This window comes from Collinsella sp. OM06-18AC (assembly GCF_003438785.1).
Lineage (GTDB): Bacteria > Actinomycetota > Coriobacteriia > Coriobacteriales > Coriobacteriaceae > Collinsella.
Genome location: NZ_QSTX01000007.1, coordinates 62,431 through 88,466, shown reverse-complemented (window position 1 = coordinate 88,466; position 26,036 = coordinate 62,431). Strand labels below are relative to the sequence as shown.

General features: G+C 59.0%; 21 protein-coding genes. 12 read left to right on the top strand and 9 right to left on the bottom strand.

Features of this window, described 5'->3' with window-relative positions:
• Positions 1–9: 9 nt before the first annotated feature.
• A complete protein-coding gene (locus DXB86_RS05940; protein ID WP_117736514.1) occupies positions 10–594 on the top strand; it encodes a hypothetical protein in 585 nt (194 codons plus the stop codon).
• A 90-nt stretch (positions 595–684) separates the two neighbouring features.
• On the opposite strand, the gene DXB86_RS05935 is transcribed toward DXB86_RS05940, so the two are convergent.
• Positions 685–5,052: a hypothetical protein gene (locus DXB86_RS05935; protein ID WP_117736513.1), complete on the bottom strand. Its 4,368-nt coding sequence runs from the start codon at positions 5,050–5,052 to the stop codon at positions 685–687.
• A 156-nt stretch (positions 5,053–5,208) separates the two neighbouring features.
• Entirely contained in the window at positions 5,209–6,213 is a 1,005-nt protein-coding gene (locus tag DXB86_RS10055; protein WP_199408144.1) for a helix-turn-helix transcriptional regulator, read from the bottom strand.
• 297 nt (positions 6,214–6,510) lie between these two features.
• Here DXB86_RS10055 and guaA point away from each other — a divergent pair, with 297 nt between their 5' ends.
• Positions 6,511–7,491 carry a glutamine-hydrolyzing GMP synthase gene (gene guaA / locus DXB86_RS05925; protein ID WP_117736512.1) on the top strand — a complete coding sequence of 327 codons (981 nt, stop codon included), beginning with the start codon at positions 6,511–6,513 and terminating at the stop codon, positions 7,489–7,491.
• 97 nt (positions 7,492–7,588) lie between these two features.
• On the opposite strand, the gene DXB86_RS05920 is transcribed toward guaA, so the two are convergent.
• Both DXB86_RS05920 and DXB86_RS05915 read right to left on the bottom strand, forming a co-directional pair.
• A complete protein-coding gene (locus DXB86_RS05920) occupies positions 7,589–8,764 on the bottom strand; it encodes an ATP-binding protein (RefSeq protein WP_117736511.1) in 1,176 nt (391 codons plus the stop codon).
• Positions 8,761–9,435 (bottom strand): response regulator transcription factor, encoded by a 675-nt coding sequence (locus DXB86_RS05915; protein WP_117736510.1) that lies wholly within the window; start codon positions 9,433–9,435, stop codon positions 8,761–8,763. The genes DXB86_RS05920 and DXB86_RS05915 overlap by 4 nt, the downstream gene beginning before the upstream one ends.
• Positions 9,436–9,524: 89 nt before the next feature.
• Here DXB86_RS05915 and DXB86_RS05910 point away from each other — a divergent pair, with 89 nt between their 5' ends.
• The 5 genes from DXB86_RS05910 (at position 9,525) to DXB86_RS05890 (ending at position 16,968) form a co-directional block, all read left to right on the top strand.
• Positions 9,525–9,671 carry a CD1871A family CXXC motif-containing protein gene (locus DXB86_RS05910; RefSeq protein WP_197032826.1) on the top strand — a complete coding sequence of 49 codons (147 nt, stop codon included), beginning with the start codon at positions 9,525–9,527 and terminating at the stop codon, positions 9,669–9,671.
• On the top strand, positions 9,664–10,575 hold the full coding sequence (locus tag DXB86_RS05905) for a 4Fe-4S binding protein (RefSeq protein WP_233504167.1): 912 nt from the start codon (positions 9,664–9,666) through the stop codon (positions 10,573–10,575). Before DXB86_RS05910 ends, DXB86_RS05905 begins: the two co-directional genes overlap by 8 nt.
• Positions 10,576–10,610: 35 nt before the next feature.
• Positions 10,611–11,573: a redoxin domain-containing protein gene (locus DXB86_RS05900; RefSeq protein WP_117736508.1), complete on the top strand. Its 963-nt coding sequence runs from the start codon at positions 10,611–10,613 to the stop codon at positions 11,571–11,573.
• Between the two features lie 227 nt (positions 11,574–11,800).
• Positions 11,801–13,492 (top strand): FAD-dependent oxidoreductase, encoded by a 1,692-nt coding sequence (locus DXB86_RS05895; RefSeq protein WP_117736507.1) that lies wholly within the window; start codon positions 11,801–11,803, stop codon positions 13,490–13,492.
• A gap of 221 nt (positions 13,493–13,713) precedes the next feature.
• Positions 13,714–16,968 carry an ABC transporter ATP-binding protein/permease gene (locus DXB86_RS05890; protein ID WP_117736506.1) on the top strand — a complete coding sequence of 1,085 codons (3,255 nt, stop codon included), beginning with the start codon at positions 13,714–13,716 and terminating at the stop codon, positions 16,966–16,968.
• A 74-nt stretch (positions 16,969–17,042) separates the two neighbouring features.
• Here the strand turns inward: DXB86_RS05890 and DXB86_RS05885 are convergent, their stop codons facing one another.
• Positions 17,043–18,176: a hypothetical protein gene (locus tag DXB86_RS05885; RefSeq protein WP_117736505.1), complete on the bottom strand. Its 1,134-nt coding sequence runs from the start codon at positions 18,174–18,176 to the stop codon at positions 17,043–17,045.
• A gap of 63 nt (positions 18,177–18,239) precedes the next feature.
• Positions 18,240–18,767 (bottom strand): DUF3592 domain-containing protein, encoded by a 528-nt coding sequence (locus DXB86_RS05880; protein ID WP_117635840.1) that lies wholly within the window; start codon positions 18,765–18,767, stop codon positions 18,240–18,242.
• A 123-nt stretch (positions 18,768–18,890) separates the two neighbouring features.
• Here DXB86_RS05880 and DXB86_RS05875 point away from each other — a divergent pair, with 123 nt between their 5' ends.
• On the top strand, positions 18,891–19,844 hold the full coding sequence (locus DXB86_RS05875; RefSeq protein ID WP_117736504.1) for a tRNA-dihydrouridine synthase: 954 nt from the start codon (positions 18,891–18,893) through the stop codon (positions 19,842–19,844).
• A 131-nt stretch (positions 19,845–19,975) separates the two neighbouring features.
• Here DXB86_RS05875 and DXB86_RS05870 read toward each other — a convergent pair whose 3' ends face one another.
• From DXB86_RS05870 to DXB86_RS09990, 3 genes are all read right to left on the bottom strand, one after another.
• Complete coding sequence (locus DXB86_RS05870; protein WP_055252530.1) at positions 19,976–20,242, bottom strand: ribbon-helix-helix protein, CopG family; 267 nt, start codon at positions 20,240–20,242, stop codon at positions 19,976–19,978.
• Between the two features lie 315 nt (positions 20,243–20,557).
• Positions 20,558–20,803, bottom strand: coding sequence for a glutaredoxin (locus DXB86_RS05865; protein WP_117736503.1), 246 nt, complete (start codon positions 20,801–20,803; stop codon positions 20,558–20,560).
• 51 nt (positions 20,804–20,854) lie between these two features.
• Positions 20,855–21,682, bottom strand: a complete 828-nt coding sequence (locus tag DXB86_RS09990; RefSeq protein WP_158555293.1) for a TipAS antibiotic-recognition domain-containing protein — start codon at positions 21,680–21,682, stop codon at positions 20,855–20,857.
• A gap of 140 nt (positions 21,683–21,822) precedes the next feature.
• Here DXB86_RS09990 and DXB86_RS05855 point away from each other — a divergent pair, with 140 nt between their 5' ends.
• The 4 genes from DXB86_RS05855 to DXB86_RS05840 all read left to right on the top strand — a co-directional run bounded on the left by DXB86_RS05855 (position 21,823) and on the right by DXB86_RS05840 (position 25,973).
• Positions 21,823–22,560: a tRNA (N6-threonylcarbamoyladenosine(37)-N6)-methyltransferase TrmO gene (locus DXB86_RS05855; RefSeq protein ID WP_233504166.1), complete on the top strand. Its 738-nt coding sequence runs from the start codon at positions 21,823–21,825 to the stop codon at positions 22,558–22,560.
• 80 nt (positions 22,561–22,640) lie between these two features.
• Complete coding sequence (locus DXB86_RS10150; protein WP_255413438.1) at positions 22,641–22,772, top strand: hypothetical protein; 132 nt, start codon at positions 22,641–22,643, stop codon at positions 22,770–22,772.
• A gap of 142 nt (positions 22,773–22,914) precedes the next feature.
• On the top strand, positions 22,915–23,784 hold the full coding sequence (locus DXB86_RS05845) for an ABC transporter substrate-binding protein (RefSeq protein WP_117736501.1): 870 nt from the start codon (positions 22,915–22,917) through the stop codon (positions 23,782–23,784).
• Positions 23,781–25,973, top strand: a complete 2,193-nt coding sequence (locus tag DXB86_RS05840; RefSeq protein ID WP_117736500.1) for an ATP-binding protein — start codon at positions 23,781–23,783, stop codon at positions 25,971–25,973. Before DXB86_RS05845 ends, DXB86_RS05840 begins: the two co-directional genes overlap by 4 nt.
• Positions 25,974–26,036 lie beyond the last annotated feature (63 nt).

Below are 26,036 nucleotides of genomic sequence, written 5' to 3'. Positions count from 1 at the left end.
GAGTTCGCTATGAAATTTGAAGATTTAAAACTCGTGCAAAAGTGGCGTGAATATGCCGGTCCAAAGGATGAGCGCCTGGAGGCTGAGAGCGCGAAGATCTACAAGATTGGTTTCGTGCTGCTTTCGTTTGGCATGTTGATGATCTTTTTCTACCAGTTTATAGCTCGACAGGTTGCGTGGGTTCACAGCGACGCCAGTGAAATGCCGCGTGGCTTTGCAACGCCGTTCGAGGCAGCCATGTATTTGTGGCTCATTCTCGTGATGTTGATTTGCGCAGGACTGCAAACGCGGAAGGGCTATGTCGATACCAATCGTTTTGGGCAAACCGAGCATCTTCCTGTTGGATATTTCCTGCTTGTCAGCGGTCTTAGCGGCACCGCGTTTGCACTTGTTATTGCCGCAATGCGCTGTATCGCTGAGGCGCAGATCGTACCGCTCGAAAGCGTCTTTTGGTTGGCGAACCTGGCCACGGGCGTGTTCTGCGGAGCGACGATTTTCGCGGCCACGTTTGCCGTCCTGTGCGCAACGTTTTTCACGGCGAAAAGACGCCGCGCCAAGCTCGAGGCTGAACTCGACTCCTCAGACGACATTTAATGCGTAATGGGCCGGCTCTGGGTATCCAGAACCAGCCCATTTTGATATTCGATGAGCCGGGTCGGCGTCTCTCACAAAAGTAACTAGAAGCTAGCGACGCTTATCAGAATTGACCTCATTGGCGGTGTTGGTTTCGAGCGCCGTGCGGCGGGCGCTGTAGGCGACGAGGCCGGCGCCTGCCGCGGCGAGTGCTGCGGCGGCTGCCGTAAGGGGAGCGTTGGCATCGCCCGTGCCCGCAAGCGTGCCCGCTTTTCCGGAGCGCATGTTATTGCCGTGGTCCTTGCCGCTGCCGGAGCTGCTTCCGCCGGAGTCGCCGTCCTCATCGGTACCGCCGCCACTCGAGCCACCATCGCCGTCTGCTGTCATCGGGGCGTCGTGAAGTCCTGTCGTATCCGCGCTGTCGCATACGCCGACCTGAACTTCTGAGCGTTCGCATGCCGCGTCGGGCACATGAAGCTCGTGCAGTACGGCGCCCAGCGTCGAGTTTGCGCCCGGTCGAATTTCCTCGAACGTTACGGGATCGAGCGCCACCAGATTACGTGCCTTCGCATACAGCGTTACGCGTTTGCCCACTTCGTCGCTCCAACTCTCGGGGATGGCGAAGCTCATGCGGAACTGTGCCGTGCAACCCGGTGCCAGCACGGCGTTGCCGTTGTCGGCTACCAGCGGGTGCGTTGCAAAACGTGTGCCCAGCGTCTCGAGTGCGTACTTCACGTGTGCCATGTCGTTGGCCGAAGCGTCTTCGGCAAGCTCCGGATCGTGGATCGAAGCCATGCGTGCGTTCGCTCCGAATCCGATGGATGCGCTGGAGAACGGCTGGCTGGAGCCCTCTCGGTACAGATCGATTGTGCCGGCGGTCAGCAAAGTGTTGCCGTCGTTTCGCACCGTGACCATGAAGGACTCGCCTGCTGCTCCGGGCACCACCGCGCCCGAGGTAGCGACCGCGCCCGTCGGAGTGGCACACGCCACCAAGGGCACTTCGATGCCGTGCAGCTCTGCCTCGCTCTGCTCCGCGCTCACAATGTGCGTGGCGAGCGCGGAGAGCATGCCTCCCGACGTCAAAAATGCCGTTATCTGATCGACGGGATGGTCCAGCTCGCACATCACGAACGGCTCCGTGAACAGATCGCCTGCCAAGGTGCTGGCGAAGATGCGGAAGTGCTTGCCCATCACTGCTACCGGGTTGCCTTCTTCGTCGTAGGTTTGTCCCACCTTGCCATCGGTGTTCTCTACATAGAGCACGCACCTGCCGTTGTTGCTCACGCTAAACGATGCCGGGCCACAGCCTGCCGCGCCCACGGGCCGCGTTGCAAATGCCGATGCGCCTCGCGTCCAAGTAATATGCTGCAGTTGCTCGTTGACGGTTGCCAAAAAGCCCGTGTGCTGCGGCCACGGCACCGCACGGGGCACCGCGGCGTCCGGCGGCATAACGCCCCAGCCCGCAATGGACCGGCCGATCACGGCGTACGATGCGCAGCCGCAACCGTCTGCGGTCTCGTACGCAACGGGCACCACCATTTTGCCGTTGATGTTTTCGGGCTCGCCCAGCTCGATACTCGAAGGTGCCTGCGGAAAGCGGAGAACTTGGCGGAACGTCAGGCTGTCGCCCGAAACGTCCGACCACAGGGTAAAGCACTCCAGCGCAACCTCAGCCTCGCTGCCGAGCGCCTTTTCTGCGGTGGTTCCGCGGCGGTGGAGGTAGGCACCCGACAGGCGCCCGTCGACCAGCGTCTTGCCCACCGTGATACGTGGGCACTGCAGGCAATGGTAGCCATCCTCTTGCAGGCGGCCGCGCGAGATGCTGCGCCATGACGTATGCGACACCACGCGGGTCTCGTCATTACTTATGCGCAGGCGCACGACGGACAGTATGCCGGCTGTGCTTGCCGTATCGAAAAGGGTGTTGTCGCCGTCGGGGCGCTCGCCCGAGACCAGCAGCACGTAGGCGTCCTGGTTTCCCCTCCCGTCCGTATATTCCACCACGTCGAAGTCGTAATCGTATATGCCGTCGCGCTCCACGTCGCCCTCGCCAAACCCAAGGGGGAAGTCCACGGGCGTGGGGGCGGACCACGTGCCGTTTGCCCTTGTGTGCACCACCAGGCGCGAGCGGCCATTGTCGCCGTAGCACACCGAGGCGATACGGAACAGGCATTCTACGCCGGCAATCATTGCCAGCTTCATGTGGGCTTCGCTGAGCACGCCGGAAAACAGCACGTTGTCGCTCGAGGGTTTTATGCCGCCACGCTCGTCCTCCGACACGCCGGCAGAATTGGCGTTGGGGTCCGCAACGGCGTTCGTCGCCTGCCCGATATAGGTGTACTTATACATTGGCGCGGCGTTTTCGTCGTTCTCTATCAGTGCATGGACGAAATGCTCGATCTGTCCCGTGTCGTCGCTTTCTGCATCCGCCTCGAGCTCAATGCGCGTGACCGCTTGATCCCAATCGCGCACGACAGGCGCGGCGTTTACGGCAGTGGCCTTAACCTCGGCGCGTGCGAGCAGCTCGGCGTTGGTGACGATGGCGGCCGACGCGATAAACTGCGGCACACCACCTGCCTCGGCGTTGCCGCCCGAGCCGAAGCAGGCGTTCAGCGTATAAGGCGTATCTCCACCCAAGGCCAGCTCAGAGCGCTGGAGTACATACTGGTCGCCGTTGTTCACCGACATATTCCACGAATCGGCGAGTGTGGGCCACGATCCCGACCAAGCCTTGGTGGTCCACTTGAACATAACGAACTGGAGTATCACATCGACATCGACGTCTGCACCTACGCGCAGTCGCGGAAGCGGGTGTCCATCTGCCTTCTCGTACCCAATGAACAGCGTGAGGGATGCGGCGCCGCGCACGGCAGACGAGGCGACGCCCGCAACGCCGGCTCCAAAGGTAACGGCAAGCCCGATCTGGATGGTGAACGAGCCCGACGTGTTTGACCAATCGAGCGAAATGTTTTTAAAAAACGCCGCGCCGCTACCGTGCGTGTGGGCGCCCACGGCGAGCGCCAGTTTTGCCAGCACCCAGGGGTTGACGTTTAGGAAAAACGGCACCGGTCCCAAGGTGAACTGTTCGGTCCAGTTGAGGTCGGTTCTTACCTGGAAGAGGGCCTTAATATTGCCGTATGCGGGGTCGTTGTTGTCGCCCCAGGTTTTGCCCACCCAATCGTAGGCAAGCGAGCCGTACAGCTGTGTGGCGATATCCATCGTGAACAGCAGCGTGCAATGGTGGCGAAGGAGCTTGGTGTTTCTTGGATCGGTACCCGAACCGGCACTCATACTCTTGTACTGATTCCACTTCCCCTCCATCTCGTCGAGGTAGCGGTTTGCCTGCTTGGCGCCCGACTCGCGCGGCGATTTCTTCCAGTATTCCGGATCAGGGTTGCCCGAATCGTTCATATAGCTGGCTGGTTTGTATCCTCCGCCAAACAGCACGTATCCAGCAAACGAGAAATCGAAGAGGATTGGAAATGTGGGCATCCAGCACGTGAACTTATTGCCGCCGATGCCGGGAAACGCCGCGGGGAAATCAAACGGAGTGATCTCTTGGTCCATGGTAGTGGGGACGATAGTGGTCGAGCCCGATTCCGCCTTTGCGGCCGGCGCAGTGACAACGGCCATGGGGGAGGAGAGTGTATAGGTCTTGCCCTGGTAGTCGAGGACAAAGCGTAACTTGCATCCTTCTTCCAGAAGGCTCGACGCTGCATCGAGGAACTTGTCTTCGAGCGTGAACGTCGCCAGATTATCCGCGCCCGATGCGCTGGCCTTGACTTGGCCAATCTGCGTGACGGTTTCGGGTGAGCTGCCCGCAGCGGGCATCACTTTATTGATATGCAATGTTGCCTGCCCGCCCTGTGGCAGATGTGCCTGAACGGTAAAGGCGTGCGTGTCGGGTTGGTCGTTTGCTGCTTCGTCCGCTGGCATTGCCATAAACGTGGCGTCGGCGTACTGGATGTCCCATTCGTCGAACGTGAGCTGGCGGAAGTACGGCTCGCCGTCGGAGAGCGGACGTGTGGGCGCGGTTATGGCGGTGCCGCCCTGGATACGCGCGAGGGGAATCTCGACATCACGGTAGCCCGCCATGCTAATGGAGATGCCGCCGTTAAAGTCGTACGCGTCAAGGAGCGTTGCCTCGTCCACGTAGCCTTCCGAAAGCGGCGCGACCTCAAAGATGGCCGTGCCCTCGTCATCGGTCGTGGCGGTGAGCTGCTTGTCTGCGGCATAGCGCGATGCGAGCGTGACCTGGGCACCTGCGATGGGCGTATTCTTATTGGCGACGTCGACCACGACCACACCAAACATGGTGCGCGAGAGAACGAGCACCCTGAAGGGATCTTTTTCGTCGGCATAGGCTGCGGTGGGCGCGAACGGCAATATGAAGGCGTTTGCGCTTCCCGGCACGCGCGGCAACATAATGCTCGCCAGCGAGGACGCTCCGGCAACAAGTAACGAACGGCGATCAAGCATCTTTGGCTCCCATCCCGCAAACATCGGAGGAAATAATCCAATTTTGCGAGAAGGTGCCCCGTGGCGGTAGTGCCGTTCGATGGCCAAAATGTCCAAATTGAGCGCGCGAAAGCGCCAGGCCCCGGAGCGCGTTCGATGCGCTTGGCAGCCCGGTCGCTAACGCAACATATGCGCGACCAGTTCGGCGCGTGTGCCGATGCCAAGCTTTGCGTATACGCCGGATAGTCGGTTTTTGACGGTGCCCGGCGACACACCCATATGACGAGCGATTTCGGCATTGGTCCACCCGCGGCAGGCGAGCATGGCCATGGTGAACTCCGTGGTCGTTAGATCGTCGGCCACATCCTCGCCCGAATCGGGGTTGTGGATGCGCCGCCAGCCGTAGCTGAAGCGGTACGTGATCTCGATGATGCGCGCGAAGTCGTCAGGGTATTGCGTTTTTAGGCATGCCTCGATAAGCCCCTGCAAAAGGCCGTGGTGCTCGCCGATGAGCTCGATAAGGCCGTCGGGGCGCGCAATGTCCCAAGCGGCTCCGAAGTGCGTTTTTGCGGCGTCGATGTCCTTGAGGCTCATGCATGCCATGGAAGCTGCCAGGTGCAGGAACAGTTCCGAGATCGGATAACTTCCCTGTTTCATGATCAGGGCGTTTTCCGCCATGCCCAGACTGCGGCCATATTCGCCGCGCAGGTACAGGGCATGCGCCATCACGTAGCTGGCGAACAGGCGCAGGCCTTCGGGCAGATGCGCCGCAAGCGGATAAAACTCTTCGGCGGAATACGGGGAAGGCAAGTGCAGCAGGACGCTCGCGGCCGAGGCGAACAGGATATGCGTGGCGTGGACGGCGGGTGATTCCTCGTCAGTTGGCGTATCGAGGATGCCCGCAAGGCAACGGCGGGCATCGGCGATACGGTTGAGCGACAGACTGGCATATCCGCAGATAAAGCATGCGGAATAGCGCAGTGCGGGGTCGGTGGCGTCAAGATGGGGGCGTGCTGTCTCGGCGGCGAGGGTGGCCTGTCCGCGAAAGTACAGCGCTTCTGCCGTGGCAATGGCGCGCGAATCGGGGTCGGAAATGCCTGCAACCGCAGCGTCAATCTGCCCCGGCACAAAGGCGGTACACATCAACGGCATGGGAACGCATGGGTAGCCATCGCAGTCCATCTTCCATCTCCCATCAGGTGGCAACATTAGCAGCAATTGTACTCCTGTTGCTCGGGACTGGAATTTGTGGGTATCGCCTACGATTATGCCGAACGTATAAAGGAAGAGTCTATTGGCGATGCTCCCAAGGTGGCTGTCGAAGCCTAGCTGACCTTGGAATATAGAAAAACTGCCACCCCTGCAAAAAGCTCTGCCGCAGCGATGGGAAACGGACCTTGCTCTGCATATAATGAGGTCATATGACGGTGCGTTTGCATACATGCAACGCACTCCCATCGAACCGAAAAGGAGCTCTGCATGGATCCCAACAAGCGTCCCGACGACATGGTGCGAATCACCACTCCCGAACTTGCCCAGGCGTTCATCGAAGAGCAGATCGCTGCAATCCGCGAGCAGATCGGCGACAAGAAAGTCCTGCTGGCCCTTTCCGGCGGCGTTGACAGCTCCGTTGTCGCGGCACTGCTGATCAAGGCCATCGGCAAGCAGCTTATCTGCGTGCATGTGAATCACGGCCTGATGCGCAAGGGCGAGAGCGAGCAGGTCGTCGACGTCTTCAAGAACCAGATGGATGCGAACCTGGTCTATGTCGACGCTACTGATCGCTTCCTGGATAAGCTCGTGGACGTCGAGGAGCCCGAGGCAAAGCGCAAGATTATCGGCGCCGAGTTCATTCGCGTGTTCGAGGAGGAGGCCCGCAAGGTTGGCGACGAGGTCAGTTTCCTCGCCCAGGGCACCATCTATCCCGACATTCTTGAGTCCCAAGACGGCGTGAAGGCTCACCACAACGTGGGCGGTCTGCCCGAGGACCTACAGTTTGAGCTCTGCGAGCCCGTCAAACTGCTGTACAAGGACGAGGTCCGCGTGGTCGGTCGCGAGCTCGGCCTGCCCGAGAACATGGTCGAGCGCCAGCCGTTCCCCGGTCCCGGCCTGGGCGTCCGCTGCCTTGGTGCCATCACCCGCGACCGTCTTGAGGCGCTGCGCGAAGCCGACGCGATCGTGCGCGAGGAGATCGACAAGGCGGGTCTGACCATCTGGCAGTATTTTGCCGTCGTGCCCGACTTCCGCGCCACCGGCGTGCGCGAGGGCAAGCGCGCCTACGATTGGCCCTGCATCATCCGCTGCATCAACACCGTCGATGTCATGACTGCCGAGGTTCCCGAGCTCGACTGGGCGCTACTCAAGCGTATTACCGCTCGCGTCACCGCCGAGGTTCCCGGCATCTGCCGCGTGTGCTACGACCTCACGCCGAAGCCCGTTGGCACCGTTGAGTGGGAGTAAGCTAACTCACCTAGCCCCCGTTTCCGCTTGGAAGCGGGGGCTTTTTGCTGGCGCTTCGCCCAATTTCGCGCATCTTGGGCCTCACGTATCCTGCGAACTAACAGATGTGACAAAGGGGCAGTTCCTTTGTCGCATCTTCGATGTTATGCGCGGGAAGGGTCACGAGCATGGTCGTTCCGCGCTCCGAGCTCTTTTCGACCTCGATGGAGCCGCCGTGGAGCGCGGCGATCTCCCAGACCAGCGCAAGCCCCAGCCCCACGCCGCCGTATGCCCTGCTGCGCGATTTGTCGACACGAAAGAAGGGCTGAAAGATGCTCGTCTGGTATTGCTCGGGAATGCCCGGCCCCTGGTCGCGCACGCGTAGCAGCACGTGGTCGCCTTCGGCGCAGGCGTTGATTTGCACGGTCGAGTTGGGCGCGCTGTAACGTATGGCGTTTTCGGCCAAGTTGAACAGCAGCCGATAGATTAGCGTATCGCTGCCGATCGTTTGCGCGTCGCCCTCACTTGTAAGCGTGATGTCTTTTTGCTCGGCAAGGGGCGCCAGGTCCGTGAGTACTTCTTCGATCATCGGCGCAAGGTCAATCGCATCGTTGCAAGGGACACTGCGCAGCTCGCTCATCTCGAGCAGGGTCTTTGTCATGTGCGTCATTCGCTCGGTCTGCTCCTGCAACAGCCCGAGCAGGCTCGCTGTATCGGCGTCGACGTCGGGGTGCTCGGCGCAAAACAGCTCAACCTGGGCCTGCATGAGCGCAAGCGGCGTGCGCAGTTCGTGCGCCGCATTGCCCGTAAACTGTCTTTGTGCGGAAAATCCCTCGTCAAGGCGGGCAATCATGTCGTTAAACGACGCGCTGCAGCGCCTGAGTTCAGAGGGCACGTCCTCGCTGATTTTTGTGTCGGCGAGGTTGTCGGGCCGCACGCTCTCGACTTGCGTCGCAAAGAAGCGCAACGGCCGCAGCGCATGTCCGCTTACAAAGTAGGCCAGTACGCCGCCGAGCAGCGTCACCGCCGCAGTTATATACCAGCTCGTCGCGCCAAACGATTCTTGGGCGTCGTTCACGACGATGGTCAGCGCGTCGTCGAGCTCTTTGTTTGTCGGGTCAAATGAGCTGGGCGAGGCCGCCTCCACCTTGCTGTGCGCCGATAGTTCATTGCCGATCGAGTCCATGTAGCGCATGCCGGAGTAGCCAACCAGACAATTCATAAGTACGCAGGTCGAGCATACCAGCAGGGCCGTCATTAACGTGATGCGCCACTGCAGCGACAGCCGCTTCATTTGCCGTCCTCCATAACGTAGCCTTCGCCGATTCGGTTGCGGATGGGGTCGTGCCCCAACGCACCGCGCAGCTTTTTGCGCAGCGACGAGATGTGCACGCGGGTCGCGTTGCTAAAGCTGTTGACGCTGCTGTCCCATACATGCTCGATAAGCTCTTCCTGGCTCACCGGCCGCCCCTGGTTAAGCATCAGGTATTCCAAGATGCCGGTCTCCTTGCGCGTGAGGGGTAGGGTCTCGCCGCCCACGGAGGCGAGGCGCGCTTTGGTGTCAAAGCTCAGCGATCCACAGGTCAGGACAACGTCGCTTTGCGTAAAGCGCCTGAGCGTGAGGCTGCGTATACGTGCCGCCAGCTCGTCAAGATGGAACGGCTTGGTGAGGTAGTCGTTGGCGCCCGCATCGAGCCCCGCTACCTTGTCGGAGACCTCGCCACGTGCCGAGAGCACAAGCACCTTGGTCTCACAATCAGTTGTCCTGAGTTGCCTGAGCACGGTCATGCCGTCGACATGGGGGAGATTGAGGTCGAGCACGACAAGATCAAAGGTCTCGACATCGAGCAGATCGAGGGCCTGCTGCCCGTCGTAGCAGCAGTCGACGCTATAGGCCAAGTTGCGCAGGCTGCGTGCGATCGCATCGCACAGTGCCCGCTCGTCCTCGATGACCAAGATGCGCATAACGTTCTCCTTGCATAGTCATTCACGCTTAACACGGATTTTATAGTCGGTATGGTCCAATGGGTCGCGAAACGAAAGGAGTGGTCAGATTGTTCAAAGCGATTAAGCCTGTGGCGCAGGTGGCTTTGCTGATCGTTGGGGTAGCCATGGTTGGCTTTGGAATTATGCGCGGCGAAGCGGATGCCGTGCTGGCCAAGGCAATCAGGCTGTGCTTGGAGTGTATCGGAATTGGATAAAAGAAAAAACACTGCATCGCATCTTTTGGCGAGATTCCGCGGATTGATTCAGGCGGCGGCGACGCTTGCGACCAATATTCACCTGCCTAACTTTGCCAAGGGGGGCATCTACCAGGGGGCGGGCAAAGCCGTCTGCGTGCCGGGGCTCAACTGCTACTCGTGTCCGGCGGCCTCGGGTGCGTGTCCCATCGGGTCGTTTCAGTCGGTGGTGGGCTCGTCTAAGTTTAGCTTTTCGTATTACGTCACCGGAACGCTCATTCTAATCGGCGTGCTGCTGGGACGTTTTGTATGCGGCTTTTTGTGCCCGTTTGGATGGCTGCAAAAGCTTTTGCATAAGATTCCCAGCAAGAAGCTCTCCACGAAAAAGCTCAAGCCGCTCACGTACATCAAGTATGCCGTGCTGCTGTTTGCCGTGGTGCTGCTGCCCGTCTTGGTGGTCAACGATGTGGGTATGGGCGACCCGTTCTTTTGCAAGTACATCTGCCCGCAGGGCGTGCTCGAGGGCGCGATTCCGCTGTCCATCATGAACATGGGAATCCGCTCTGCGCTGGGAAAGCTCTTTACCTGGAAGCTCGCGATCCTCATTGCGGTTGCGGTGCTGAGCGTGCTGTTCTACCGCCCCTTCTGTAAATGGATTTGCCCCCTCGGCGCATTTTATGCACTCATGAACAAGGTGTCGTTGCTGGGGATTCAGGTCGATCATTGTAAATGCGTCTCGTGCGGCAAGTGCGCCAAGGTGTGCCAGATGGACGTGGACGTTACGCGTACGCCCGACCATGCCGAGTGCATTCGTTGCGGCAAATGCGTGGGCGCGTGCCCCGTCGATGCTATTAGCTTTCGCTACGGGCTGGGTGTGACGGGCGACAAACCCGCGCAGTCCACGCAAGCCCGCGAAAACAAATAGGTACCTATATAAGTTTCGATATAAACGGAGGAACCATGAAACTGTCAAAAATTGCGGCTCTGTTGATGCTGCCCGTGCTGGCGCTGACTCTCGCGGCGTGCTCTGCCCCCAAGGGCGACGCGAAGGACGCCACGAGCGGCGATGCGCAGATTGCCGAGCTCATAGCGCAAAAGCCGTCGAGTGCCGAGGAGGCGGCCGAGCTGTACCAGCAGCTGCTGCAAAAGGAAAACGAGATCTTTGCGAGCGATAACGCCCTATGGGAAAAGGTGTTCCTTGCGGCCAACAAAGACACTCCCATGATTGAGGACGGCAAGAACTACGGTGACTTCTTGCTCGATACCATCGAGGGCGCCAAGGATCAGTTTGCGGCTGACGAGCTTAAGACGCTTAAGGCCGGCGCGCAGCAGGTCAAGGAGATCGAGGACAAGCTCATGGCGCTGGAGAAGGAGTTCCCCGGATGTGGCAGCACGCCCGGCGAGGGGGAGAGTGTTGATGCCTCGACCGCGGGCATGACCAACGGCGAGAGCGGGGAGACGAAGTTCCCCAGCTTTAAGGGCAAGGACTTGGACGGCAACGATGTAAACAGCGACGAGCTGTTCTCCAAGAACAAGGTCACCGTCATGAACTTCTGGTTTACCACCTGCAAGCCGTGCGTGGGAGAGCTGGGTGATCTGGAGAAGCTCAACAAGGAGCTTGCCGAGAAGGGCGGCCAGGTCGTGGGCGTTAATTCCTTTACGCTCGATGGCAACAAAGACGAGGTGGCCGATGCCAAGGACGTGCTTTCCAAGAAAGGCGTGACGTACAAAAACATCTGGTTTAAGTCGGACAGCGAGGCCGGAAAGTTCACCTCCAACCTGTACTCGTTCCCGACCACCTACGTGATCGACCAGAACGGTAACATTGTGGGAGAGCCGATCATGGGCGGCATCAACTCCGCTGAGCAGCGCGAGGCGCTCAACAAACTGATCGATCAGGCACTCGCGAAGAGCGAACAGTAAATCCGTGGGACAGACAACTGAAGGAGAGTCGCTGGAAACAGCGACTCTTTTTTTCTGCTTCGGGGTAGCATCATGGGTATATGTCGAAAGGGCACGCAGCTTTTCGTGCATTGCCTGAGCGGTGCGCGAAGCAACCAAGCTGTGAGTTTTCTTAAGCGTTCTGGGTATGGCAGTGTCAAGAATATCGGCGGCATAAGCGGCTACACGGGAAAGGTGGTGCGTTAGCTATGAAGGTGGTTATCGTTGGAGGCGTCGCGGGCGGCGCATCGGCGGCGGCACGTTTGCGCAGACTCGACGAGCAGGCCCAAATTGTCATCTTTGAGCGCACGGGTTTTGTATCGTATGCCAACTGTGGGCTTCCGTACTACATTGGCGGCGTGATAGAAGAAGAGAGCGCATTGACGCTGCAGTCTCCCAAGGGCTTTTGGGATCGCTTTCGCATTGCGGTCAAGACGAGTCACGAGGTGTTTGCCATCCATCCCGATTCGCATACGGTCGAGGTTCGCAATATGCTGACGGGCGAGGAATTTGTCGAGACGTATGACAAGCTCATCCTGTCGCCGGGTGCAAAGCCGATTCGCCCTGCGTTGCCGGGCATCGACTCGGATAAAATCTTTAGCCTACGCACCGTTGAGGACACGCTGCGTATTCACAGCTATGTTCGAGAGCGGCGACCGAGCAGTGCCGTCGTGATCGGCGGCGGCTTCATTGGCGTCGAGACGGCGGAGAATCTGTGCGAGCTGGGGCTCCAGGTGACCCTTCTGCAGCGTCCCGTCCAGCTTATGAACAACCTGGATTACGACATGGCGACCCTTTTGCATACCGAGGTGCGTGAGCACGGTATCGATCTGCGCCTCAAGGCCGATGTGACAGGTTTTGAGGAAGTTGATGGCCGCGTTGTCACCCATGTTGCGGGCGATGACCCTATCGGAGCCGATATGGTGCTGCTTGCCATTGGCGTGGCACCTGAGAGCCATCTGGCGCAAGAGGCGGGGCTCGAACTGGGCATCAAGGGGGCTATTGTGGTCAACGACCGCATGGAGACCTCTGCTGCCGACGTGTATGCCGTGGGCGATGCCGTGCAGGTCACGCATCAGGTGACCGGCGAGGACGCGGTCATTTCGCTCGCCGGCCCCGCCAACAAGCAGGGGCGTGTCGTCGCCGATGTCATAGCCGGCATGGACAGCTGCTACTTCGGATCGTTGGGCTCATCGGTTATCAAGGTATTCGACTTGACGGCGGCAAGCACGGGACTATCCGAAAAGGCGGCACACGCGGCGGGAGTTGACTGCGACAGCGTGGTCCTGTCGCCCGGTTCGCATGCGGGTTATTATCCGGGTGCAACGCCCATGACCATGAAGGTTGTCTTCGAGAAGCAGGGATTGCGCCTGCTGGGTGCGCAAATCGTGGGCATCGATGGTGTGGACAAGCGTATCGACGTTCTGGCGACTGCCATCCAGGCAGGCATGCGCGGCGATAGGCTTAAGGATTTGGACCTAGCATACGCGCCGCCGTATTCATCGGCGAAGGATCCCGTCAATATGGCGGGCTTTATGATCGAGAACCTCAATCGCGGCATACTGGCGCAGTGGCATTGGGAGGATGAGCCCAACTTGCCACGCGATGGCAGCGTGCAGCTGCTCGATGTTCGTACGGAAGGGGAGTATGAGCGCGGGCATATCGATGGTTTCGTAAACATTCCCGTCGATGATCTGCGCAATCGCCTGGGCGAGCTCGACCGGGCCAAGCCGGTCTACGTGATTTGCCAGAGCGGCATTCGCAGCTACATTGCTTGCCGCATTTTGGCGCAGCATGGCTTTGAGTGCTTTAACTTCTCGGGCGGCTATCGCTTCTTTGCAGCCGTGACTGAGGCTCGCCGCGGCAGCGCTAACGTTATGCCGTGCGGGTTCGAAAAGTAGCGCGCATTGGAATGTGACAAAGTGACAGCCTCTTTGTCGCATCGGGGATGTTATATGCGGGATGGTGCGCCATGCGGCGTGCTGTCCCGTTCGTTTTTTGGCGCGGTTCGTTACATTCCTCACTGGTATCGGCCAAAAATGAGGATAGAGTAGGACAAACGCGCCGAACGTGAACGGCGGGGGAGCGGGCGAGCGCGCCCGCGCGAGAGAGGTTGCCGTCCATGCTGGATCTCAGAGTTATTTGCAAAAGGTACGTTACGCAGTCGTTTACGCAGGTAGCGCTCGACAGCGTAAGCCTGTCTTTTCGCGATAACGAGTTCGTAGCCGTTCTGGGTCCCTCGGGTTCGGGTAAAACTACGATGCTCAACGTCATCGGTGGACTCGACCATTTCGATTCGGGCGATCTGCTGATCGACGGCATCTCGACCAAGGACTTCAACGACCGCGATTGGGATGCCTATCGCAATAATCGCATCGGCTTTGTGTTCCAGAGCTATAACCTCATTCCGCATCAGAGCATTTTGGAAAACGTGGAGTTGGCGCTTACGCTCACGGGCGTGGGGCATGCCGAGCGCCGCCAACGTGCGCGCAAGGCGCTCGAGGCAGTCGGTCTGGGCGAGCACGTTGACAAGCGCCCGAGCCAGCTTTCGGGCGGGCAGATGCAGCGCGTGGCCATTGCCCGCGCCCTGATCAATGACCCCGAGATTGTGCTGGCTGACGAGCCGACCGGCGCCTTGGACTCAACGACATCCGTACAGGTCATGGATTTGCTCAAGGATGTTGCGCGCGATCGTTTGGTCATCATGGTCACGCACAATCCCGAGTTGGCATACAGGTACGCCACGCGCATCGTCACCCTGGCGGACGGCAAGATCACCGACGATTCAGATCCCTTTGATGCTGCCGAGGCCGCGCGTCGCGAGGCCAAGCCCACGCGCAAAACCTCGATGAGCTTTGTAACGGCGCTGGGGCTTTCTGCCCGAAACCTCATGACCAAGAAGGGCCGTACGGCTATGACGGCCTTTGCAGGTTCGATTGGCATTATTGGCATCGCGGCGATTCTGGCGCTCTCCAATGGCGTAAACGGCTACATCAAAAAGGTCGAGGAGGACACACTCTCGAGCTACCCGCTTACGATTTCCAAACAAGATTACGACCTGTCGTCCATGATGGGCGGGCATGGGGCCACGGATGACGATACGTCCAAGAACGAGGGTTCGTCCGACGACGGCACCGACGGCAAGGCTCAGGGGACCGATAAGATCCCTGTGGTCACGGCCGTAAAGGATATGTTCGCAAGCGTTAAGTCCAACGACATGACGAGCTTTAAGGCATGGCTCGATGCCGGTGGCGACGGCATCGATAAAGAGGTCAACGCCATTCAGTACGGCTACGGCGTGACGCCGGTTGTCTATCGTGCCGGGAATGGCGATGAGAAGCCTGTCCGGCTGGTGCCCAACGCCATGACCGAGGCCATGAGCGGAGGCGCGAGCTCGGCGGCAACGGTGAGCATGGATTCCATGGGAACCTCGGTCTTTAACGAGATGATTGACGACCAGAGCCTGCTCGACAGCCAGTACGATGTCGTTGCCGGCCATTGGCCTACGTCCGCCAACGAGGCCGTGATGGTGCTTTCGAGCCGCGGAACGGTGGGCGACTACACGCTCTACAGTATCGGCGCGCTGGATATCGATGAGCTCAACGACCTGGTTAACAGTGCCATGACGGCCGACGGCAAGGTCAAGACGCCCAAGACCGGCAGCGACTTTACCTACGACGATGCACTGTCCACGACGTTTAAGGTGTTGTCGCCGGCCGATGCCTATCGCAAAAACGAAGAGACCGGCATGTGGACTGACATGTCTGGCGACGCCGACTTTATGAAAGCCAAGGTTGCCGACGGTATTGACGTGCGCATTGTGGGCGTGGTGCGACCCAACGAGACGGCAAACGCGAGCGCATTGTCCCCGGGCATTGTCTATACGCATGCGCTGACTCGCCAGCTTATGGAGCGTGCTGCCGATTCGCAGATTGTGCAGGAACAGCTTACCCACCCCGAGACGGATGTCTTTACGGGCAAAACCTTCGACGAGCTGCAGGGCGAAGCCAAGCAGGGCGTGGATTTGGGCAGTATGTTCAGCGTAGACGAGGCGGCACTGAAGAGCGCGTTCTCTCTCGATTCGTCTGCGCTCTCGGGTGCGGCCGGCGGCATGGACCTTTCTAGCCTTGATTTGTCCGGGCTGGATATTGACCTTTCGGGTGTTGGGCGAGACATCGACTTCGGTGACATCATGGCCAAGGCGCCGGCCCCGGATTTCTCGGGCATCTTTGACGGTCTGGAGCTCACGCCCGAGCAAATGCAGCAGGTGGGAACGCTTGCCAATCAGCTGTTTGAGGGCTTTATGCAGTCCGATCAGTTTAAGGCGCTGTCGCCCGAAGATCTTAAGGATGCGTCAAAGCTTGCTGCCGCATTCTCGGCGTATCTTGAGAATGATGCCGCGGCCCAGCAATACCTGGCTCAGCTCAGGGCACTCGGCGGCGATGCCCTGGCCGAGCGTCTGCAGCAGGTGATGGGCGACTATGTGCAAAAGCAGCTGGCTCCGTATTTGCAGCAGTCTATGGATCAGGTGATGAAGGCGGTCAGCGAGCAGATTGCGACGACGGTATCAACCCAGCTCAAGGCGGGTGCGGCAGGGCTCATGGACCAAATGGCGACGCAGATGTCTTCGAGTTTTGCCAACTTGGCGAGCGCCATGCGCGTGGATGCAAACGCCTTTGCTCGCGCTATCCACTTTAGCATGGACGCTGAGGACCTGAGTTCGCTCATGATGAGCTATGCCAAGGCGTCAAAGCTCACCTACGAAAACAATCTGGCCACGTTGGGCTATGCGGACGAGGCGGACCCCATCTCGGTCAAGATTTTCCCGCGCGACTTTGAGGCCAAGGAGCGCGTGCTCGATCACATCGATGCGTACAACAAGCAGGTCAAAGCCGCCGGCCATGATGAACAGGCGATCTCGTACACCGACTACATGGGTATCATCATGGGTTCGGTGACCGACATCGTGAACACCATCAGCTTGGTGCTCATCGCATTCGTGAGTATCAGTTTGGTGGTGAGCTCCATCATGATCGGCATCATCACCTACATCAGCGTGCTGGAGCGCAAAAAGGAGATTGGCATCCTGCGCGCGATTGGCGCGTCAAAGCGCAACGTGGCCAACGTATTTAATGCCGAGACCTTTATCGAAGGTCTCATTGCCGGCGTCTTTGCCATTGTCGTCGTGGTGGCTGTGAGCCTTCCGGTTAATGCCTGGGCGCTTGCGGCCAAGCAGGTACCCAATCTGATGAGCCTGCCCGTGCAGGATGCGCTGGTGCTTATTGCAGTTTCGGTGCTGCTGACGGTCGTTGCCGGCCTGCTGCCGGCCCGCAGCGCATCCAAGAAAGACCCTGTGGAAGCCCTACGCTCCGAATAATGTGACAAAGGGACAGTCCCTTTGTCGCATTGGATGAAAAGGCGCGGGAAGGGGGTGGCCCCTTCCCGCGCCTTCTAGTTTGTTTTGCCCATCAGCGTAATACGGACGCTTGGATGGGTGTACTCGTCAAACTCGTCCTCGGGATCCGTATCAAACGAGTAATACGTTTTGATGAGGTCGTCACTCGTCCTGATAGAGATTCTCTCGTAGAGTGAGCCGTTCAAAAATGCCTGCCTAAACTCTTCGGGGAGTTTCTGCGGTGCCAAGAGCTCGGGGCTCACCGTCTTGACGTCAACGGTTTGAACGGCAGAGGAAAGCTCGTCCAAGTCGAGCTCGATGCGGGCGAGGTTGTCCTCAAGGCTCGCGTCGGGGTCGATCTCTGCTATGTAACTCACTTCCTTGAGCGTTCCCTTGTTGTCGAAATCCAGGTACGTATAGGTCTTCTGGGTATCGGAGTCGCCGTCGTGAAGGTAGCCGCGGACGTGATAGCCGTAATCTTGATATCGCTCGTAGGGATCATCGGCGGACACGTGCTCGCATGCGGGCTCTAATGCCTTGCGAGCGATGGCGATCTGCTCGGCCGCGGCCGCTGCGTTCTGTTGCATCTCGATGTTTCCCTGCGCCAGCTGCGGGATATAGGCACCGCACGCGATCGCGAGGGGCAGCGCCACAAGCGCGACGATCCACTTTTTTGCACGGGGGATAGGCACGCCACAGGCCTCTGCCATGGCCTTTGCGTTGGCAAAGCTTTCGGCGAGCACGTCTGCCGCGGTGGCGACGGCGCCTACGGCAGCGGCGACTTCTGCCGCGCCGCCCAGGTTGCGTGCGGTCTCGTTGTCGCTGTTCTTGAGCAGGCGCGCGGCGGCCTGCGTACCGATAACACCTGCGATTTGTGCCGAGCGGTCTTTCTCAGCCTGCTCGACGACGAGTCGGTGCTGCATTTCTTTCCACTGCTTGCCGCGCATGCCAAAGCGCGGCGCGAGCGCGCAGTAGCAGAAGATGGCGAGCTCGACGGCGGTGAGCGCCAAGGCGGTCATCATGCCCGTCTCCTGGAAGCTTTCATGATGGAAGACGATATCGTCAATCATTTCGAAGGGAATAATCAAAAAAGGCAGCACAAACGCCATGGCAAGCGCTGCGCCGGCAATCTTGGGATAGATGCAGTATCGCTGGATACGCTTGCGTTCTTGTTCGGAAAGTGTTGCCATGGCTGATCCTTGGTGTCGTAACGGTCGTTGCGGCGCATGGGGCGCGGGGCGCATCAGTTTGAGCTAGCGCTGGATAAGAACATAGAGCAAGATGCTCATCGCGATGAGCAAGAAGCCTGCGATGTTAAACATCAGTGTGGCAAAGTTGCCCACGATGGGGCGTTCGACATAGCTTTTGTCTGGGTTGCTGGGGTTGTAGTACACGGTCATTTGGCTACCGAGGGGCCAAAGCTGCTCCGCGAGGGTGCCTAGGCGGGCGATGGGGCCTGTCTGCACGTGCAGCCAGCCCTTGGCGTCTTCGTAGGCGGTGGCTTGCGTGCGGATGGGGAGTCCCGACAAGCTTTTGGTCTTTATGCCACGGAATTGTTTTTTCGCGCGGTATTGCGTGCCGTCGACGGCGTATTCCAAAACGGGATACATCCTGCCTTCGCCCATAAAGCGATGGTCGATGACCGTTCCCATGGTCACGGCGGTACAGGCCTTGGCTTTCTTGCGAGCGGCGGCTTTCATGAGCGCGCTCACTCCGATAAGCAGGATGCCGATGCCCCCAACCAAGATGAGCGCGAGCAGGGATATCTGCGACGTGGTCACGGCGTTCTCCTTTGGCGCGATACCGTCATATGTGACTCAGTATAGAGAACCCCCGCCCTCGGTGGGCGTATTATGTGACAAAGGGACAGTCCCTTTGTCACATTGATTTGAGAATGGATGTTGATGTATTTATCGCTGGCTCCTATGGAGGGGATTACCGGGCATGTGTTCCGTCGCGTGCATGCGGAGTGCTTCGGCGCGCTCGATTGTTATTACACGCCGTTTTTGCCGCCGCCGCGGGTGGGCAATCGCTTTGGCGGCAAGGCGTTTAAAGAGGTCGATCCTGCCAACAACCAGGGACTTAACGTGGTGCCCCAGCTGATGTCCAAGAATGCGGACGAGTTTGTGTGGGCGGCGCAGGTGATTGCCGATATGGGTTACCGCGAGGTCAACCTCAACCTTGGCTGCCCTTCGGGTACGGTGGTCGCGAAGGGCAAGGGTTCGGGCTTTCTGCGCAATTTGGATGAGCTCGAGGTGTTCTTGAGCGACGTGTGCGAACGCTCGCCCTTGCCGGTGTCGGTCAAGACCAGACTGGGGCTCGAATGCGATGACGAGTACGAGCGCGTGCTCGACCTCTATTGCCGAATGCCGCTGGCGGAGTTGATCGTGCATCCGCGCGTGCAAAAGGACCGTTATACGGGCTCACCGCGCAAAGAGTTTTACGGCGAGACGCTGGAACGGGCGCCGTTCCCCGTGGCCTATAACGGCGACATCTTTGATCTTGAGGACATGGATGCGCTGGTGAAGGCCTATCCCGGAACACGCCACGTAATGTTGGGGCGCGGCTTGCTTGCGAATCCCGCGCTGGCTCGCATGGTTAAGGGCGACCCTGCCGCTACCGCCGCTGAGCTGCAACGCTTCCATGACATGCTGTTTGCGGCCTATGCGGACGAGATTGGGGGCAACGCGGTCTTTCGCATGAAGGAGTGGTGGTTCTACGCCAAATGCGCCTTCGCCGATCCCGCGACCGTTCACAAACTCGTACGCAAGACCAAAAAGGTCGATGAATACCGTGCCGCTGTCGACCGTGTCTTTCGCGAGCAGCAGCTTGCGCCCATCGCCCGCTTTTGTGGCTAAATGATCCCTTGGGGACGGAGAAGAACGGATCGCCTGTGCCGGACCCATGCAAAAAACTGTACGCCAGCATCCAAGGATGTCGAAAAATATCGTTTTTGGATGCTGACGTACATGTTTGGTTCGGCAGGGGACTAGGCAATCATTGCATCGAGTGTAATGAGTTCCCTGAGTCGCTCCGTGCGCGTTTGCCCATGGCGCTTTGCCTTTGCGTCAAATGCTTCAAGAACCGATTCGCCCACACGTGCCGATAAAACAACGCTTGGTTCATCGGAAATCGGCGGCCTTCCCAACTTGACGGTGTGGCCCTTCGGCCACTCATCTTTTTCGTATGCCGCTGCGGCTTTTTCTAGCTCACCGGGAGCAAACCCCATCATCTTTTCGAGCTGTTTAGCGTCCATAGCGCCTCCTATCGATCGATTCCGATTTCCCTGAGCACCTTGCGCGTAGGAGGGACAAGGGCGTGGTAAATGATGTAACCATCCCGATCGGGGCAACATCGAGCGATGAGCTCCATGAGGCGGCTTCTCTTTTTGTATACAATTTTGTAGACAAAAATACAAGTAACTAGTCATTTAAGAACGTCCCCAACGACTGCCCACAAATAGCTGTACGTCAGCATCCAAAGATGTCGAAAAATATCGACTTTGGATGCTGACGTACATGTTTGTGCCGTATGGGTTTGTGCGTTGGGGCCGGCCGACCGCAATAGAACGCTAGAGCAGGTTCTTCTGTATCCACGCGATGATGTCGCCCGACTCGTAGAGTGGCGTGCCGTCAATGAACAGGCAGGGAACTTGGCGCTTTCCGCCGACGGCGATGAGCGTCTGCTCGACATCGGAATCGGTCGAGATATTACGCTCGGGGATGGTCACGCCGTTATCGGCCAGGAAGCGCTTGACCTTTATGCAATACGGGCAGCCGGTCATAACGTAGAGCGCGAGCTCGTGATCAGTAGCCATAGGTCTCCAATCGGTTGAGGTTTCGATTGAAATACCCAAAGCCGCCGCGGTCTATGCACGCGTCAACGACGACTCGATTGCCTGTACCAGAAACGCCGTGGCTCCGGTGCCGCAGGGCTTGTCGTAGTAGTCAACAAAGCGCTGGTCGGCAAGATAACCATTGGCGAGGCCCAGGTATGCTTCGTCCTGGGGCTCGTGTCCCCAGTTAAGGCCAACCCATCGGCGGTGCATTGCGACAAGCTTGCGGGCTTCGTTACTCTTTGGATCGCCGTCGTCCATGGCAATCGAGAGCTGGCCTAAAATCGCGCGCTCGAGTTCTTTCATGTCGTTCCAGGTTTCGGGGTCCATGTCCAACAGCGCTTCGTTTGCCGTATCGATAGCCTCATCGCCATAGCGCGCCCGCGCCTCGGCACCGTAGCGCTCCTCGTTTTCGTGCACGGAGCGCCAGCGCTCCAGTTGCGGCAGCACGGCGCCCATGAGCGAGACGGCTTCATCGAGCGACATGCCGGTGCTTTGTGCCAGCCGCGGGGCACAATCTTCGATCATTGCCTCCATCGTGGTCTCATAGGTGTACTTGCCGCGGTCGTAGCACCACTTGCAGTAATGGTCGGTCGCGGCGCCCGCGGCATCGGTACCGCAGTCGTCGGGCGTGAGCACCATGCCGCAGCTCTGGCAATAGTGCTCAGGCATTTCGAGCAGGTGCGACAGCGGTTCTCCGGTTACGGCGGCAATGAGCTTCATCATGTCGATGCCCGGGATGACTTCGCCGCGCTCCCAGCGGCTCACGGCCTGGCGCGTGACATAGAGCTTGGCGGCGAGCTGCTCTTGGGTGAGGCTGTTGGCACGACGGACGGCGATGAGTTTTTCTGCAAAGGCCATGATAGTTCCTTTCTGCTGCTTGCGGCTTTAAGCATACGCGGCGGCCGATGCCCTTCCAAGCAACCGTTGGTTGCAAAAAGGGCGGTCGTGGTGGGGGATTGCACGCAGCGTCCATGCCCTCATGCCGTACAATGACCGGCATGGAACCTATTGCACACATACATACCGACCTGCCGCAGAAGTTCGGCATCCCGCGCAACAGCTTTTTGGCGCCCCATCTTGAGGGACGCATCGTCTTTGAGCCGGAATTTGCCTCCAACGCGGCAGTTGAGGGTCTGGACTCCTTCTCTCACCTGTGGCTGCTCTGGCGCTTTGAAAACGGAACGCCCGGTGGCACGGCCGAAGACATCGCCGCCGATGCCAAGACGCAGGACAGGTCCGGCACCAACGCCAAGTGGTCGAAGACCGTGCGTCCGCCGCGCTTGGGTGGAGCCGAGCGCGTGGGCGTATTTGCCACACGCAGCCCGTTTCGCCCCAATCCCATCGGTCTTACCTGCGTCAAGCTCGATCGTGTCGAGCTTACCGACGACGGTCCCATCATCCATGTGCTGGGAGCGGATCTGCGCGATGGCACGCCCATCTACGACATCAAGCCCTACATTCCGTTTGCGGACTGTCACCCGGATGCGACCGGCGGCTGGATTGAGGATGCGCCGTGGCAAGAGCTCGACGTTGACTTCCCGCAAACGCTGCAGGAGATGGTCCCGCCCACAAAGCTCTCCGGCTTGATAGAGGTCCTTCGCCAAGATCCGCGCCGCGCGGGCAGCAAGCACGAGCCAAACCGCGTGTACCACTTGGCTTACGCCGGGCTCGATATATCGTTTACGGTTGACGGAACCAGGCTGACGGTAACCGCCGTCGACGACACGCAGGACTAACCGGCCATTTGTCCGCATTCCCATAGTGGTGCCGCGAGCATGGCTGCGATATTCAGTGGCTGCTCGACGAGGGGGCGCGTGTGGGCGTGGGCTATCAGGACGGCCGTCCGTTCCACGGGCCTTGCCACATTCGCGTGAATCTGGCGCTGCCGCTTTCGCGCGTAAGGGAGGCGTGCGAGCGCTTGGACCGCTACGTTTTTAATGCACAATAAGTGAGCGCTGCATGCGGGGTTGTCTGCCAGATTGGCTGGAAGGCCCCGTATGGTAAAGCATCTGTAACCATTGAGCACAAGTGCGGTTTTGTCTGCTAATATCTTTGCTCTTGAGTCTGTAAACAGGATCGTCTGGAGCTCGATGAAAAGACCTCGTCGCTCGGCCGCCATATCGTTGTTTGTTGCGCTTACAGTGGTGAGCGCCTTTGTCGTGGCGATAGCTGGCTGTTCCGGGTCGAATGACGGGGCCGCGGCGTCTGCATCAGAAAACCCGGCCGCCTCGCAGGTCAAAGACGGCAGCCTTAAGACGCTCAACGTTGGCAGCGACCTCTATCCGCCGTTTGTGTATAGCGACGAGTACGGCAATATCGTTGGCCTGGATGTCGAGATTTTGACCGAGGCTTTGGCCCGCATTGGGTACAAGCCAAAATACCAGCTGATCGACTGGGAAAAGAAGAAAGAACTGCTGGCGAGCGGTGAGCTCGATTGCGTCATGGGCAGCTTTAGTATGACGGGCCGCGAAAACGAGTATCGTTGGGCCGGACCGTATCTTGCAAGCCGACAGGTGGTTGCCGTCGATCCCGAAAGCGATATATACACGCTTGCCGATCTTGAGGGTAGGGTCGTGGCGGTCCAGTCCACCACCAAGCCCGAATCGATTCTGCTCAATCACACCAATGAAAACGTTCCGCAGATTAAGGAACTCTACAGCTTTTCGGACCGCTCGTACCTGAACCCGGCGCTTGTCGAGGGCTTGGTCGATGCCATCGCCGCGCATGAGTCCTCGCTGCTCACCTACGAAAAAGACTATGGCGTGACGTATCGCATTTTGTCTGAGCCGCTGCTAGAGGTTGGTTTGGGCACCGCTTTCGATATCAACGACACACGCGGCATCGACGTTAAGCTCACCCATGCCTACCAAGAAATGCTTGCCGATGGCACCATGGAGCGCCTGGTGTCAAAGTATTTTGATGACCCTTCGCCCTTTTTGAATATGGAGGGCCTGTCGTGATCGATGCACCCGACCACACCACAGAGAAGCGGGGCGACCGTTCGGCACGGGAATGGCTCATCGTCGTCCTGTTGGGGATAGCGCTCTCGATTGTTGCCGGCGTGACGAGCTACGCCTACACGACAGCTCAGGCCGAGCAGCGCTTTGCCGACGTTGTCGATTACGTGGCGACACAGAGCCTTTCCTATGATGCGTTCAACAGCGCCTATGCGACCAAAAACCTGATTCGCGTTATGGAGATCGCCGGAGAGGCGGCGCGCGATATGGAGCGCGACGGCTCGGTGGATAACGCTACGTTGGAGCAATATGCTGACCAGTTTAATGTGACAGCGCTGATCGTAACGGATGCATCGGGCAACTTGGTGTCCGAGTCCTCGAAGGATGACGTGGGCTACGAGTCGCTCGCTGCGAATCTCAAAGAGGCACCTGTGCTGGAGGTGGCAGCCCATCCGCTTAAGTCCTATACCGCTCGCATTACGCTTGCGGACGATTCGGTCGTAGACATTGGCTGCGTGGCCCGGCCGGACGGTGAGGGCATCGTTGTCGCGGTGAGGCACCAGAGCGCCAAGGCGGTCGCGAGCAATACGCTCAAGTTGCAGAGCTTGCTCGATGGTTATGAGACCATCGATAGCGGTAACATCGTGATTGAAAACGACGGTAAGGTCGTTGCGACCAACGCTGTTGAGCCCGCCGTGTCAGGCGTGCTCGATTTGCCTGCGACGGATGCCATCGTTGTCAACGGCATTAAGGAGCGTTGCCTGGCTGGTAAGGTCAGATTGGTCAACGACAGCGGTGAGTGGTATCTGGGCACATTTGGTAAAGCGCGCGATTTTTACGTGTACACCTATGCTCCCGCGCAGCGTTACTTTGAGGTTGTTGCCGCTGTTGTTGCCAGTGTGTTGGCGCTCTACGGCGGTGTTATAGCCACTGTTGTGTTGGTGCGCCGCCGCGCCGAGAGCCAACGCTTTGCCGACCTGTTGCTGCAGGAGCGCGACTATGGCGACAAGCTGGCAAAAGCGGCGCGCGAAGCTTCGTCTGCCAACTCTGCAAAGACGGAGTTCCTGCGTCGCATGAGTCACGACCTGCGCACGCCCATCAACGGCATTCGCGGTATGGTCGAGGTGGGCAATGCCAACGCGAACGACTTGCAAAAGCAGACTGAGTGCCGCTCAAAGATCTGGACGGCGTCGGGACTGCTGCTCGACCTTGCGAATGAGGCACTCGATATGAGCCGCTTGGAGAGCGGGCAGGTCGACCTGAATCTCGTGCCTACAGATATGGTGGCCCTCAACCGTGAGGTGTGCGATATCCTGGAGCGCCAGGCCGAGGAGCGCCTGGTGACAATTATCTGCGACCAACGGACTCTTGATCATCCCTATGCCCGGGTGAGCGTGACGCACCTCAAGCGCCTGTTGCTCAATATTGCCGGTAATGCCGTCAAGTACAACCGCCAGGGCGGCTATGTTCGCCTGACATGCCGCGAGGTGGAGCCGGTGGACGGTGTCCCCGTCTATGAATACGCGATCGCCGATAACGGCATTGGCATGAGCGAGGAGTTTCAACAGCACCTCTACGAGCCGTTCAGCCGCGAGGAACAACAGGTGGAAGGCGCTTCATCGGGAACTGGCCTGGGCGCGTCTATTGCCAAACAGTTGGTCGAGCTTATGGGCGGAACCATGAGCTTTACGAGCGCCTTGGGGCAGGGGACGACGTTTACCATTTGCCTGCCGTTTGAGAAGTGCAAGAGTTCCGAGATTCCCCAGGCAGTTCGCGTGGATGCAGGCGACAGCGACGTGCTCCAGGGCCTGCGTGTTTTGCTCGTAGAGGATAACGACCTGAATGCCGAGATCGCACAGTTTACGCTCGACCGCGCCGGTGCCGTCGTGACACATGTTAAAGATGGCGAGTCTGCCGTCGAGACGTTTGCCGCGAGCACGCCGCACGAGTACGACGTGGTATTGATGGACATCATGATGCCCGGCATCGATGGCCTTGAGGCCACGCGGCAGATTCGGACGCTCGATCGCGAGGACGCCGCGACCACGCCGATTATCGCCGTGAGCGCCAATGCCTTTGCCGACGACCGTAGGCTTTCGCGCGAGGCGGGCATGAACGCGCATCTGAGCAAACCCGTGAGTTCTCAGGATCTCGTTGAGGCGCTTGCGCACATAGCCGCCGACGCTTCATAAACAAATAGCTCGGTTCCAATACTGGTTGGAACCGAGCCATTTTGCTATTTGCAGGACCTGTTT